We start from the raw sequence: 13,788 nt of genomic DNA, 5'->3' as shown, positions 1-13,788 counted from the left end.
GCGACTTGGGAATACGTAGAACAAGACACGTGCTCATCTTTTTCAGGAGGTTTAAACACCATGGGCGACACATCAGGTGCCACGTCGGGCGACAGCGGGTTCCGGATCGAGCACGACTCGATGGGTGAGGTGCGGGTTCCCGCGCACGCCAAGTGGCGGGCGCAGACCCAGCGGGCGGTGGAGAACTTCCCCGTCAGCGGACAGCGCCTGGAGCGCGCGCACATCGAGGCGCTGGCCCGGATCAAGGGCGCGGCCGCCAAGGTCAACGCCGAGCTGAAGGTGCTGGATCCGGACATCGCCGCCGCGATCCAGGAAGCCGCCGCCGAGGTCGCGTCGGGCCGCTGGGACGAGCACTTCCCGGTCGACGTGTTCCAGACGGGGTCGGGCACCTCGTCGAACATGAACACCAACGAGGTGATCGCCACCCTCGCCACCGAGCGCCTCGGCCGCGAGGTCCACCCCAACGACCATGTGAACGCCTCCCAGTCGTCCAACGACGTCTTCCCGTCCTCCATCCACATCGCGGCCACCGCCGCCGTGACCGCCGATCTGATCCCGGCGCTCGATCACCTGGCCGATTCCCTGGGGCGGAAATCAGCCGAATTCGCGGAGGTCGTGAAGTCCGGCCGTACGCATCTGATGGACGCCACCCCGGTCACCCTCGGCCAGGAGTTCGGCGGCTACGCGGCGCAGATCCGCTACGGCGTGGAACGGCTGCGCGCCTCGCTGCCCCGGCTCGCCGAACTGCCCCTGGGCGGTACGGCGGTGGGCACCGGCATCAACACCCCGCCGGGCTTCTCCGCGGCCGTGATCGCGGAGGTCGCGGAGGCCACCGGGCTGCCGCTGACCGAGGCCCGCGACCACTTCGAGGCGCAGGGCGCGCGGGACGGTCTGGTGGAGACCTCCGGCCAGCTGCGGACCATCGCCGTCTCGCTGACCAAGATCTCCAACGATCTGCGGTGGATGGCCTCGGGCCCGCGCACCGGTCTCGCCGAGATCGCGCTGCCCGACCTCCAGCCCGGCTCATCGATCATGCCGGGCAAGGTCAACCCGGTGATCCCGGAGGCGGTCCTGATGGTCGCGGCCCAGGTCACCGGCAATGACGCGACCGTCGCCACGGCCGGCGCCGCGGGCAACTTCGAGCTGAACGTGATGCTCCCGGTCATCGCGAAGAACCTGCTGGAGTCCGTACGGCTGCTGGCCAACGCCTCCCGGCTGCTCGCGGACCGTACGGTCGACGGCATCACCGCCGACGTGGAGCGGGCCCGCGCCTACGCCGAGTCCTCGCCGTCCGTGGTGACCCCGCTGAACAAGTACATCGGCTACGAGGAGGCGGCGAAGGTCGCCAAAAAGTCGCTGAAGGACGGCGCCACGATCCGTGAGACGGTCCTGGCCTCGGGCTATGTGGAGCGCGGCGATCTGACGCTGGAGCAGCTCGACGAGGCGCTGGACGTACTGCGGATGACGCGGCCCTGAGCACCGGGCGGGGCGCCTGCCGGGAACCGGGTGACCTGAGTCGCAGCGGGCCGGTGGGAGCGCTCCGTAAGATCTCTCCATGACAGGTACGGGAGATCACGCACGCTGGGCGCCGGGGGACCGGATCCTCTGGCGCTACCGCGACAACGGCCGGGCCCACCGGACGGCCGGCGCACCGCCCGTGCACATCTGCCGTCCGGTGACCGTCGTCCAGGACACCGACGAGCTGCTCGCCGTCTGGATGGCGCCCGGCACCGAATGTGTGCGGCCGGTGCTGGCGGACGGCACCCAGGTGCACGCCGAGCCGCTGGCCACCCGCTACACCGCGCCGCGCACCACGGCCCGCTCGACGTGGTTCGGCTCCGGGGTGCTGAAGCTGGCCCGGCCGGGCGAGCCGTGGTCGGTGTGGCTCTTCTGGGACCGGGGCTGGATGTTCCGCAACTGGTACGTGAATCTGGAGGAGCCGCGTACCCGGTGGTCCGGAGGGGTGGATTCCGAGGATCACTTTCTCGACATCTCCGTGAACCCCGACCGGAGCTGGAAATGGCTCGACGAGGACGAGTTCGCGCAGGCGCAGCGCGTCGGCCTGATGGACCGGGAGACCGCGAGGCGGGTCCGGCGGGCGGGCCTGGACGCGGTCGAGGTGATCACCGGCTGGGGGCCGCCGTTCCGGGACGGCTGGGAGCACTGGCGGCCCGATCCGCGGTGGCAGGTACCGCCGCTGCCGGATGACTGGGACCGCACCCCTGCCCGGATGCCGTCGTGAGACCCTGGAGAGACCCTTCGGACGGTCCGGTCGGCAGGTCCGGTCGCACGGAGGGCTGATCGCCGCAACCAGCGGGCACCACACCGGAACTGACCACAAGTCATCACACCGGTCGTGCGGAGCGACGGGCCACGGACCCGGACGTTCCGCTCGGTCGCGGGAGCCACTACGAGGGGGTGGAGACGTGCACGCTGTCCGCTGCCTGCTCGCCGCGTCCGCCGCCGGAGGGATCGCCTGTCGGCCATCTCCGCGGCGCTCGGTTTCGGCCCCTTCATCGGGGGCATCCGGTGACAGCCGTTGTTCTTCCCGCGCTTGCCGGGGCACAGTAGCGCCCCAACACGAGGTGACTGCCTCATACAACCGGCCCGGACGGACGGAATCCCACGCGTGACGGAGCACCCCACCTCCCACGAAGGCCGGCAGCCTCTGGCGTCCCGGCAGCAGGAGCGCACCCGGCCCCGGCAGCAGGACGCCGCGGCCGCGGCCGCGGCTGCCTCGGTACCGGCTCCGGCCGCCGCGCCGAACCCGGGCCCAGGAGCGGCGGCCGTCGCCGACGCCCAGGCGGCCACCCGCCGCGAGGGTGACCGGCTGCGCTTCGTCGGCGCGGCGACCCGGCGGATCGCCCGGGGCATAGACCTGGACGAGATCGTCCTCGGCCTGTGCCGGGCCAGCGTGCCGACGTTCTCCGACGCGATCCTCGTCTACCTCCGCGATCCGCTGCCGGTGGGCGACGAGCGCCCGGTGAGCCCGTTCGTCCTGCGGCTGCGGCGCAGCGACCGGCTGCGCGTCAGCGACGAGGAGGGCGCCGAGGCGGCCGGTTCCGAGACGGAGCGGCTGCGTCCGGTGGTTCTGGACCCGCAGGCCGATCTGATGCCCGCCGCCGAGCTGTGCGAGGTGCGGGCGGGCGGTGCGCTGGCCGAGGTGCTGCGCGGGGTGCGGCCGGTGTTCGGCGACTCCGCCGCGGCGCGGGCGGCGCTGCCGGAGCTGCTCGGCCCCGGCCGGTCCGTGCCCACCGGGCACCGGGCGATCCTGGCCCCGCTGCGCGGCCGCCGCCGGGTCATCGGCGCGGCGGTCTTCGTACGCGGCACCGAGCGCTCCCCGTTCGAGGCCAGCGACCTGCTGGTCGCGGCGCAGCTGGCGACGCACACCGCGCTCGGCATCGACAAGGCCGTGCTGTACGGGCGCGAGGCCTATATCGCCGACGAGCTGCAGCGCACGATGCTGCCCGACTCGCTGCCCCAGCCCACCGGCGTCCGGCTCGCCTCGCGCTACCTCCCGGCGGCCGAGACGGCCCGGGTCGGCGGCGACTGGTACGACGCGATCCCGCTGCCCGGCAGCCGGGTCGCGCTGGTCGTCGGCGATGTGATGGGCCATTCCATGACCTCGGCGGCGATCATGGGCCAGCTCCGCACGACGGCGCAGACCCTGGCGCAGCTCGATCTGCCGCCGCAGGAGGTGCTGCACCACCTGGACGAGCAGGCGCAGCGGCTGGGCAGCGACCGGATGGCGACCTGCCTGTACGCGGTGTACGACCCGGTCGCGCACCGGATCACCATCGCCAACGCCGGCCACCCGCCGCCCGTGCTGCTGCATCTGGGCGGGCGGGCCGAGGTGCTGCGGGTGCCGCCGGGCGCCCCGATCGGGGTGGGCGGCGTCGACTTCGAGGCGGTCGAGCTGGACGCCCCGGCCGGTGCCACGCTGCTCCTCTACACCGACGGTCTGGTGGAGTCGCGGCTGCGGGACGTGTGGACGGGCATCGAGCAGCTGCGGGAGCGGCTGGCGGCGACCGCACAGCTCACCGGCGACGATCACTCACCGCCGCTGGAAGCGCTCTGCGACGATGTGCTGGACATGCTCGGCCCGGGTGACCGGGACGACGACATCGCTCTGCTGGCCGCCCGCTTCGACGGGATCGCCCCGAGCGATGTGGCGTACTGGTATCTGGAACCGGAGGACGCGGCCCCGCGCCGGGCCCGTCGGCTGGCCCGGCGGGCGCTGAGCCGCTGGGGTCTGGACGATCTGGCCGACGAGGTGGAGCTGCTGGTCAGCGAGGTCGTCACCAACGCCGTGCGCTATGCGGAGCGGCCGGTGACGCTGCGGCTGCTGCGGACCGACATCCTGCGCTGCGAGGTCGGCGACGACTCCCCGCAGCTGCCGAGGCAGCGCCGGGCGCGGGAGACGGACGAGGGCGGCCGCGGGCTGTTCCTGGTCAACCGGCTGGCCCGGCGGTGGGGTGCGACGCGCCTGTCGACGGGCAAGGTCGTCTGGTTCGAGATGGCGGCCCGGGCGCAGTAGGCGGAGCACGAGAGCAGAGGGGCGGACCCGGCTTCGGGTCCGCCCCTCTCGTCGTTCTCTCAGACCCTCACTGCGCGGCCTGCCCGTTGCCGCCGGGCCGTTCGCCCGGCTGTCCGTCGCCGTCCCCGGGCTGCGGCGGGAACTCCGGGCTGGTGGGGGGCGTGGTGACGGGCGGGCTGCTGCTGGTGGGCGGGGCCGGCGTGGTCGGGGTCTCGCTGGGCGTCTCGCTCGGCGTGTCGGAGGGCGTGTCCGACGGGGTCGGCTCCTCGGACGGGGTGGGGTCGTCCGACGGGGTGTCCGACGGGGTCGGCGGGGCGGGCGCCTCGCCGCGCTCCACGTCCTGGAGGTCGAACGTCTTGTCGGAGCCGCCGTCGAGGGCGCCGAGGGTGTAGTCGGCCCAGATGCGGGCCGGGAAGCCGCCGCCGTTGGCGCGGCCGGAGTTGGCCGTACCGGTCAGGGAGACCTGCTTGCGGCCGCCGTCGCCCTCGCCGAAGAGGGCCACGACCGTGGTCAGCTCCGGGGTGTAGCCGGCGAACCAGGCCGACTTGTTGTCCTCGGAGGTGCCGGTCTTGCCCGCCGCGTCGTAGGCGGAGGTGTTGGCCGCTCTGCCGGACCCGGCGTCGACGACCCCGGTGAGCGCCTTGGTCACGGTGTCGGCCGAGGCACGGCTGATGGCCTGCTCCCGCTTGGGCTTCTCGGGGTTCACCGTGCGGTCGCGGTGCTCGGCGGACTGGAGGATGTGCGGGGTGACCTTCTGGCCGTGGTTGTCGAGCGTGGCGTACGCGCCCGCCATGTCCCAGGTCGAGGCGTTCATGGTGCCGAGCGAGACGGCGGGACGCTCGGGGAAGTTCTTGTCCGGCACGCCGAGGGCGAGCGCGGTCTCCTTGGTGGCGGCGGGCGTCACGTCCACGATCATCTGCGCGAACACGGAGTTGACCGAGCTGTTCATGGCCTTCTGAACGGAGATCGGCCCGTAGTCCTGGCCGTCCTCGTTCTGCGGGTTGAACGGGGTGTCGCTGCCGACGACGGGCCGCTTGCTGGTGCCGTCGTAGACGGTGTTGAGCCCGATCAGCCGGCCGTCCTGGGTCTTCGACTCGTTCTCCAGGGCGGAGGCGAGCACCAGCGGCTTGAAGGTGGAGGCGGGCTGGTAGTCCTGGCGGGTGGCGTTGCTGATGTAGTGCTTGACGTAGTCCTCGCCGCCGTACAGGGCGACGACCTTGCCGGTCTTCGGGTCGACGGAGGTGGCGCCGGCCTGGACGGTGGCGTCGACCTTGTTGCCCTCGCGGTCGAGCTTGGACTCCAGCTGGTCGTCCACCGACTTCTCCAGCGCCTTCTGGCGCTTCTTGTCGATGGTGAGCGTGAACGTCCAGCCGCCGGCCTCACGGTCCGCGGCGGAGACGCCCTGCTTCTCCAGCTCCTTGTTGGCCGCCTCGACGAGGTAGCCGGTCTGGCCCTCCATGCCCGGGGCCGCCTTGGGCTTGTCCGGGTAGGGGAACTTCTGCTGGGTGCGCTCGGCGTCCGTGAGCCAGCCCATCTCGACCATGTTCCGCAGGGTGTAGGCCCAGCGCTCCTTGACCAGCTTCTTGCCGGTGTCGCTGGCGGTCGCCCAGTCGTACTGGCTGGGGGCCTGGAGGAGGGAGGCGAGGTAGGCGCCCTGGGAGACGTTCAGGTCCTGGGCGTCGATGCCGTAGTACGCCTGGGCCGCCGCCTGGATGCCGCTCGCGCCGCGTCCGTAGTAGGCGGTGTTGATGTACCCGGCGAGGATCGTCTCCTTGGACTCCTGCTGGTCGACCTTGAGCGAGATCACCAGTTCCTTGAGCTTGCGGCTCACGGTGGGGTCCTGCGTCAGGTAGTAGTTCTTCACGTACTGCTGGGTGATGGTCGAGCCACCCTGCTTGCCCTTGCCGCTGAGGGTGTTGAGGAGACCGCGGGTGGTGCCCTTGAGGTCGACGCCCTGGTCCTTGTAGAAGGTCTTGTTCTCGGCGGCGACGAAGGCGTGCTGAACGTTCTTCGGCACCTCGGCCAGGTCGACGATCTGGCGGTTGACGCCCTTGCCGGTCCGGGCGAGGACCGTGCCGTCGCTGTACTTGTAGACGTTGCTCTGCCGCTCCGCCATGGCGTTGGCGGCGGGGACGTCGACGTACAGGTAGAGCGCGCCGAAGGCGCCCATGCCCAGCAGGACGATCCCGAAGAACGTGCCCAGCAACTTCTTCCACGTGAAGAGTCTGCGTATGCCGCCGCTCTTCGCGGCCCGGCGCGACTCCTGCGCCTGGGCTCGTCGCGCATCCGCTCGACCCATTGGTGTGTTGCTCCCGCTTCTCTGCTCGACCGGCTCGCTCGGTTTCCTCAGTCCGTTCAGACCTGCCAGCTAACACCGACGGCAGGGACAAAAGACAAGCGATCCGGCCTTTTACGGACGTGAGAATCAGCACCCGTTCCCTAGGAACCGACTCCCCAGGGGTGGACAAGGTTGCGAAAACCATTAATGTGTAATCACATTGCTAGCGCGGTGCGATACCGCGCCGAACGGGGGATCCCATGACCGCACAGCACGACGACCACCGCCCGGACACCGCTGCGACGGACCTCGCCGTCGACGCTCCCGACATGCCGGCACCGCAGGTCAGGGAGGTCACCGCACACTCCATCCCGGGCGGCCTCGGACTGCTCCTGACGGTTCTCGGGGTGTTCGCCGGGGTCGGACTCGCCATCGTCGGCGGGGTCACCGGCGCGAACGGCAACAACGCCCTCGGCGTCCCGCTCCTCATCCTCGGCGTGCTCCTCGTGATCACCTCGTTCTTCTGCATGAGCGGTGTGAAGATGGTCGCTCCGGGCGAGGCCCGGGTGATCCAGCTCTTCGGCCGGTACGTCGGCACCATCCGCGCCGACGGGCTCCGCTGGATCAACCCGCTGACCTCCAGCCGCAAGATCTCCACCCGCGTCCGCAACCACGAGACCGCCGTCCTCAAGGTCAACGACGCCTACGGCAACCCGATCGAGCTGGCCTCGATCGTCGTGTGGAAGGTCGAGGACACCGCCCAGGCGCTCTTCGAGGTCGACGACTTCCTGGAGTTCGTCGCCACCCAGACCGAGGCGGCCGTACGGCACATCGCGATCGAGTACCCGTACGACGCCCACGAGGAGGACGGCCTCTCGCTGCGCGGCAACGCGGAGGAGATCACCGAGAAGCTGGCCGCCGAGCTGACCGCCCGGGTGCAGGCCGCGGGCGTCCTGATCATCGAGTCGCGTTTCAGTCACCTCGCGTACGCCCCCGAGATCGCCTCCGCCATGCTCCAGCGCCAGCAGGCCGGCGCGGTCGTCGCGGCCCGCCAGCAGATCGTCGAGGGCGCGGTGGGCATGGTCGAGATGGCCCTGGCCCGGATCGCCGAGCAGGACATCGTGGAGCTGGACTCCGAGCGGAAGGCGGCCATGGTCAGCAATCTGATGGTGGTGCTGTGCGGTGACCGCAGCGCCCAGCCGGTCCTCAATACGGGCACGCTCTACCAGTGACCGACGAGACGCCTCCCCGGCGGAAACCGGCGGGCGGGCCGCCGCAGCGCAAGCAGATGCTGCTGCGGCTGGACCCCGCGGTGCACGACGCACTCGCCCGCTGGGCCTCCGACGAACTGCGCAGCGCCAACGCGCAGATCGAGTTCCTGCTGCGGCGGGCGCTCGCGGAGGCGGGCCGGCTGCCGGGGGCGGCACGGCCGATCGCCCGCCGGGGACGGCCGCCCAAGCAGCCGCCGGAGGAGCCGGGGACCCCGCCCGGAGCCGGCGCCCAGGAGACTCCGTAGCGCCCTCCGCGGCATCGCGCCCCCGCACCGCCGACGCCGCGACCCCGGCCCGTTCCTCCGGGCCGGGGTCGCTTTCCGGACGCGTATACACAGCAGGTATACACACCGTGTAGAGTGCTCCTCATGTCTATCGGTCACACCCTCCTCGGGCTCCTGGAGTCCGGCCCCCGACACGGTTACGACCTGAAGCGGACCTTCGACGAGAAGTTCGGCCAGGACCGCCCGCTGCACTACGGCCAGGTCTATTCGACGATGTCCCGGCTCCTGAAGAACGGACTCGTCGAGGTCGACGGCGTCGAGAGCGAAGGAGGTCCCGAGCGCAAGCGGTACGCCATCACCGACGCCGGGATCACCGATGTCTCGCGGTGGCTGGCCCAGCCCGAGAAGCCGGAGCCCTACCTCCAGTCGACGCTCTACACCAAGGTCGTCCTGGCGCTCCTGACCGACCGCAGCGCCGCCGATCTGCTGGACTCGCAGCGCTCGGAGCATCTGCGGATGATGCGCATCCTGACCGACCGCAAGCGCAAGGGCGACCTCGCCGACCAGCTGATCTGCGACCACGCCCTGTTCCACCTCGAAGCCGATCTGCGCTGGCTGGAACTGACCGCCGCCCGACTCGACCAGCTCGCCAAGGTGGTGGCTCCGTGATTCCCGAAGGCTCCCTGCTCGCCGCGCACGATCTGCGCAAGACCTACGGTTCGACGCCCGCCCTGGACGGCGCGTCGTTCTCCGTGCACCCCGGCGAGGTCGTCGCCGTGATGGGCCCGTCCGGCTCCGGCAAGTCGACCCTGCTGCACTGTCTGGCCGGGATCATCACGCCCGACTCCGGCACCATCACCTACGCGGGCCGCGAGCTGTCCGCGATGTCCGACGCCGAGCGCAGCGCCCTGCGCCGCAGCGACTTCGGCTTCGTCTTCCAGTTCGGCCAGCTCGTCCCGGAGCTGACCTGTGTGGAGAACGTCGCCCTGCCGCTGCGGCTCAACGGCGTGAAGCGCAAGGCCGCCGAGCGCACCGCGCTGGAGTGGATGGAGCGCCTGGAGGTCGACGACCTCGGCGCCAAGCGCCCCGGCGAGGTCTCCGGCGGACAGGGCCAGCGGGTCGCCGTGGCCCGTGCGCTGGCCGCCTCGCCGAAGGTGATCTTCGCGGACGAGCCGACCGGCGCGCTGGACTCGCTCAACGGCGAGCGGGTGATGGAGCTGCTCACCGAGGCCGCCCGGTCCGCCAACGTCGCCGTGGTCCTGGTGACCCACGAGGCCCGCGTCGCCGCCTACTCCGACCGTGACGTCACCGTCCGCGACGGCCGGGCCCGCAGCCTGGAGCACTCCGCATGACCCTGCTCGATTCCCGTACGGCCCCGCCCGCCGCGCCGGAGAGCCCGAAGCCGCCCTCGCGCGGCGCGGCCACCCTCCGGGACCTCGGCCTCGGCATCCGGTTCGCCGCCGCGGGCGGCCGCGAGGGCTGGATCCGTACGCTGCTGACCGCCGTCGGCGTCGGCCTCGGCGTCGCTCTGCTGCTGCTCGCCTCCTCCGTACCGCATCTGCTCGACGAGCGGAACGCACGCGAGCAGGCCCGCAGCGAGGTGAAGGCCTCCACCGCGGACTCGGCGAAGTCGGACACCTCGGTTCTGCGGCTCGACACCGACACGGAGTACCGCGACCGGAGTATCGCCGGCCGGCTGCTGCGCGCCGACGGTTCGGCGCCCGTCCGCCCTCCGGGGGTGGCCCGCTTCCCCGGGCCGGACGAGATGGTGGTCTCCCCCGCTCTGAAGGAGCTGCTCGAAGCGCCCGGCAACGAACTGCTGCGCGAGCGACTGCCGTACGACATCACCGGCACGATCGGCGATGCCGGCCTGCGCTCGCCGGGCGAGCTGTTCTACTACGCGGGCAACGACACCCTGACGCCCGCCGCCGGCGCCGGACGGGTCTCCGGATACGGGGCCCACCGCGAGGCCGACCCGCTCCCGCCGCTGCTGGTCGTGCTGACCGTCATGGTCTGTGTGGTGCTGCTGGTGCCGGTCGCGATCTTCATCGCCACCGCCGTGCGCTTCGGCGGCGACCGGCGCGACCGCAGGCTCGCCGCACTGCGCCTGGTCGGCGCGGACATCCGTACCACCCGGCGCGTCGCCGCCGGGGAGGCCCTGTTCGGGGCGGTGCTCGGGCTGCTGATCGGGCTGGTCTTCTTCCTGGTGGGACGGGAGTTCGTCGGCTCGGTGGAGGTCTGGGACGTCAGCGCGTTCCCGGCCGACGTGGTGCCCGATCCGCTGCTCGCCCTGCTGATCACGGTCGCGGTGCCGCTGACCGCCGTGCTCGTCACGCTGGTCGCGATGCGCTCGGTGGTGATCGAGCCGCTCGGTGTCGTACGCCGGGGGAAGAGCCGGGGCCGCCGGCTCTGGTGGCGGCTGCTCATGCCCGTCGCGGGTCTGGCGCTGCTCGGGTTCACCGGCCGGGTCGACGAGTACGCGTACGAGCCCGTGAAGCCGTTCCCGATCGCGGCCGGGGCCGTGCTGGTGCTGGTCGGTCTCGCCCTGCTGCTGCCGTGGCTGGTCGAGGCCTGCGTGAGGCGGCTGCGCGGCGGTCCGGTGCCCTGGCAACTGGCCGTGCGCAGGCTCCAGCTGAGCAGCGGGGCCGCGTCCCGCGCGGTCAGCGGGGTCACGGTGGCGGTGGCGGGGGCGATCGCCCTCCAGATGCTCTTCGCGGCGATGAACGCCGACTTCAACCGGGCGACCGGCCAGGACCCCACGCGGGCCCAGTTCGCCGGGTACTCGGAGCATGTCACCGGCGAGGCGGCCACCTCGGCCATCGAGCAGTTCCGCGCCACCCAGGGCGTGGAGGTGGTGATCGGCTCCGTGCAGGCGTACGCCTCCAAGCCCGGCGTCTACGCCGACGACGACATCCCGCCCACCACCTCGCTGACCGTCGGCACCTGCGACACCCTGCGCGAGCTGGCCCGGATCACCTCCTGCGAGGACGGCGACACCTTCGTCGTCCACCCGCCGGGCGACAAGGACATGTCCGCCTGGGTCGACCGCACGGCCCGCAAGGGCAAGGTCGTCGAGGTCGGCACCGGTGAGGGCAAGCCGCTGCGGTGGACGCTGCCCGCCGGCTCCCCGACCGTGCAGGGCCGCAAGGACCCGATGGGCGACACGCACTACGGGATCATGGCCACCACCGGCGCGGTCGACGCGAGTACGCTGCCCGGCGCGCAGATCACCGCCCAGATCCGGGTCGACCGGAGCGTGCCGGACGTCGCGGAGTACGTACGGAACACGGCGGCCCGCATCGATCCCGGGATGCGCTTCGTCACCCTGGACTCGGTGGAGCGCGACCGCCAGTACGACAGCATCCAGACCGGGCTCAAGGTCGGGGCGAGTGTGGTGCTGCTGCTGATCGCCGCCTCGATGCTGGTCTCCCAGGTGGAGCAGTTGCGCGAGCGCAAGCGGCTGTTGTCGGTGCTGGTCGCCTTCGGCACCCGGCGTACGACGATGGGCTGGTCGGTGCTGTGGCAGACCGCCGTCCCGGTCTTCCTCGGCCTGGTGGTCGCGGTCGCGGGCGGGCTGGGGCTGGGTGCCGTGCTGGCCTGGATGATCGCCAAGTCGGTCTCCGACTGGTGGCTGTTCCTGCCGCTGACGGGGGTCGGCGCGGGGCTGATCCTGCTGGTGACGGCGGCGTCGATGCCCTCGCTGTGGCGGCTGATGCGGCCGGACGGGCTGCGGACGGAGTAGCGGGAGCGGAAACCACACGGGTGCGGCCGGGCGAACGTCCGGCCGCACCCGCATGCGTTCATACGGGAGGGGCGTCGACCGGCCGCACCGGCAGCGGCTTCATCGCCTCGCGCAGCGCGGCGGCGAACTCCTCGAACTCGCCGCCCCGCGCCGACCCGGTCCGCATCGCCAGCGCGACCCGCCGGGTGGGCGCCGGGTCCGCGAAGTACCCGGTGGCCAGCGCCTCGTTGCGGCCGGTCTCCACGGTCACGGCGGTGCGGGGCAGCAGCGTCACACCGAGTCCGCCGGCGACCAGCTGGACCAGGGTGGAGAGCCCGGCGGCGGTCGTGGTGACCGGGGCGCCCCGGGTGCGGCCCGCCTCGCGGCAGATGTCCAGGGCCTGGTCGCGCAGGCAGTGCCCCTCGTCCAGGAGGAGCAGCGGCAGTTCGCGCAGTGCGTCGCGCGGGATGTCCGCGCGGCCGCCGAGCCAGTGGTCCTGCTCCATGACCAGCACGAAGTCCTCGTCGAAGAGCGGGATCTCGGTGACGCCCGGCACTCCGAGCGGCACGGCGAGCAGCAGCAGGTCCAGCCGTCCGGCGGCGAGCCCTTCGAGCAGCGAGGAGGTCTGTTCCTCGTGGACCTGGAGGTCGAGGTCCGGGTAGCGCTCATGGACGAGGCGGAGCACGGTGGGCAGGAGATACGGGGCGACGGTCGGGATCACGCCGAGCCTCAGGACTCCGGTGAACGGGGCGCGGACCGCCTCCGCCTCCTCCATCAGCGCGGCGACCGCCTCCAGCACCACCCCGGCCCGCACCGCGAGCCGCTCCCCCGCGGGCGAGAGCAGCACCTTGCGCGTCGTACGCTCGATGAGCTGGACACCCAGTGCCTCCTCCAGGGCGGACACCGCTCCGGAGAGTGCCGGCTGACTCATCCCGATTGCTGCCGCGGCGTCCCGGAAGTGCAGATGCTCCGCCACGGCCGCGAAGGCGCGCAGCTGCGACAGACTGGGCTGCTTGCCGGGCGACTTACCGGACTGCTTGGGTCGTATGGCCTGATTTACCTGCGCCACTGATAGGCACCTCCGATCATCTCGACCGAGTGTAGCTATTTCCGTGATCAATGCACTCTGTGCCAAGGTGGAGCCCGTCCAACCCTCAGGAAGACCCCCAAAAAGGGAATTCCAGACGTTGCAAGGAGAGCGCGTGCTCACTGTCGGTGACAAGTTCCCCGAGTTCGACCTGACCGCCTGCGTTTCGCTGGAGAGCGGCAAGGAGTTCGAGCAGATCAACCACAAGACCTACGAGGGCAAGTGGAAGATCGTCTTCGCGTGGCCGAAGGACTTCACCTTCGTGTGCCCCACCGAGATCGCCGCCTTCGGCAAGCTCAACGAGGAGTTCGCCGACCGTGACGCCCAGGTCCTCGGCTTCTCCGGTGACTCCGAGTTCGTGCACCACGCCTGGCGCAAGGACCACCCGGACCTGACCGACCTGCCCTTCCCGATGCTGGCCGACTCCAAGCACGAGCTCATGCGTGACCTCGGCATCGAGGGCGAGGACGGCTTCGCCCAGCGCGCCGTCTTCATCGTCGACCAGAACAACGAGATCCAGTTCACGATGGTGACCGCCGGTTCCGTGGGCCGTAACCCCAAGGAGGTCCTGCGGGTCCTCGACGCCCTGCAGACCGACGAGCTGTGCCCGTGCAACTGGACCAAGGGCGAGAACACCCTCGACCCGGTCGCGCTCCTCTCGGGCGAGTGA

The 13,788-nt window shown here is 71.3% G+C and carries 11 protein-coding genes; 9 read left to right on the top strand and 2 right to left on the bottom strand.

Annotated features, from left to right (window positions below; genetic code table 11):
* The first annotated feature begins 60 nt into the window (after positions 1–60).
* The 3 genes from KV381_RS24350 (at position 61) to KV381_RS24340 (ending at position 4,537) form a co-directional block, all read left to right on the top strand.
* The gene (locus KV381_RS24350; RefSeq protein WP_218786257.1) at positions 61–1,476 is read left to right on the top strand and encodes an aspartate ammonia-lyase; all 1,416 of its coding nucleotides are present in this window, start codon (positions 61–63) and stop codon (positions 1,474–1,476) included.
* A gap of 79 nt (positions 1,477–1,555) precedes the next feature.
* Positions 1,556–2,242: a DUF402 domain-containing protein gene (locus KV381_RS24345; RefSeq protein WP_030630733.1), complete on the top strand. Its 687-nt coding sequence runs from the start codon at positions 1,556–1,558 to the stop codon at positions 2,240–2,242.
* A gap of 387 nt (positions 2,243–2,629) precedes the next feature.
* The gene (locus KV381_RS24340) at positions 2,630–4,537 is read left to right on the top strand and encodes a SpoIIE family protein phosphatase (RefSeq protein ID WP_218786255.1); all 1,908 of its coding nucleotides are present in this window, start codon (positions 2,630–2,632) and stop codon (positions 4,535–4,537) included.
* Positions 4,538–4,604: 67 nt separating this feature from the next.
* Here the strand turns inward: KV381_RS24340 and KV381_RS24335 are convergent, their stop codons facing one another.
* Positions 4,605–6,836: a transglycosylase domain-containing protein gene (locus tag KV381_RS24335; protein ID WP_218786252.1), complete on the bottom strand. Its 2,232-nt coding sequence runs from the start codon at positions 6,834–6,836 to the stop codon at positions 4,605–4,607.
* Between the two features lie 239 nt (positions 6,837–7,075).
* On the opposite strand from KV381_RS24335, the gene KV381_RS24330 reads away from it, so the two are divergent.
* From KV381_RS24330 to KV381_RS24310, 5 genes are all read left to right on the top strand, one after another.
* The gene (locus KV381_RS24330) at positions 7,076–8,047 is read left to right on the top strand and encodes an SPFH domain-containing protein (RefSeq protein WP_098027282.1); all 972 of its coding nucleotides are present in this window, start codon (positions 7,076–7,078) and stop codon (positions 8,045–8,047) included.
* The gene (locus KV381_RS24325; RefSeq protein WP_218786249.1) at positions 8,044–8,331 is read left to right on the top strand and encodes a hypothetical protein; all 288 of its coding nucleotides are present in this window, start codon (positions 8,044–8,046) and stop codon (positions 8,329–8,331) included. The genes KV381_RS24330 and KV381_RS24325 overlap by 4 nt, the downstream gene beginning before the upstream one ends.
* Positions 8,332–8,454: 123 nt before the next feature.
* Complete coding sequence (locus KV381_RS24320) at positions 8,455–8,979, top strand: PadR family transcriptional regulator (protein ID WP_030630714.1); 525 nt, start codon at positions 8,455–8,457, stop codon at positions 8,977–8,979.
* Positions 8,976–9,662, top strand: coding sequence for an ABC transporter ATP-binding protein (locus KV381_RS24315; RefSeq protein ID WP_030082631.1), 687 nt, complete (start codon positions 8,976–8,978; stop codon positions 9,660–9,662). Before KV381_RS24320 ends, KV381_RS24315 begins: the two co-directional genes overlap by 4 nt.
* The gene (locus KV381_RS24310; protein ID WP_218786246.1) at positions 9,659–12,052 is read left to right on the top strand and encodes an FtsX-like permease family protein; all 2,394 of its coding nucleotides are present in this window, start codon (positions 9,659–9,661) and stop codon (positions 12,050–12,052) included. The genes KV381_RS24315 and KV381_RS24310 overlap by 4 nt, the downstream gene beginning before the upstream one ends.
* Positions 12,053–12,110: 58 nt before the next feature.
* Here the strand turns inward: KV381_RS24310 and KV381_RS24305 are convergent, their stop codons facing one another.
* Positions 12,111–13,100, bottom strand: a complete 990-nt coding sequence (locus KV381_RS24305) for a hydrogen peroxide-inducible genes activator (RefSeq protein WP_103537117.1) — start codon at positions 13,098–13,100, stop codon at positions 12,111–12,113.
* Positions 13,101–13,233: 133 nt separating this feature from the next.
* Here KV381_RS24305 and KV381_RS24300 point away from each other — a divergent pair, with 133 nt between their 5' ends.
* The gene (locus tag KV381_RS24300) at positions 13,234–13,788 is read left to right on the top strand and encodes a peroxiredoxin (RefSeq protein ID WP_007452441.1); all 555 of its coding nucleotides are present in this window, start codon (positions 13,234–13,236) and stop codon (positions 13,786–13,788) included.

The organism is Streptomyces sp. WY228, assembly GCF_019287315.1.
In the GTDB taxonomy this organism is placed as follows: Bacteria; Actinomycetota; Actinomycetes; order Streptomycetales; family Streptomycetaceae; genus Streptomyces; species Streptomyces caviscabies.
This window is presented reverse-complemented; position numbering and strand designations above follow the sequence as displayed.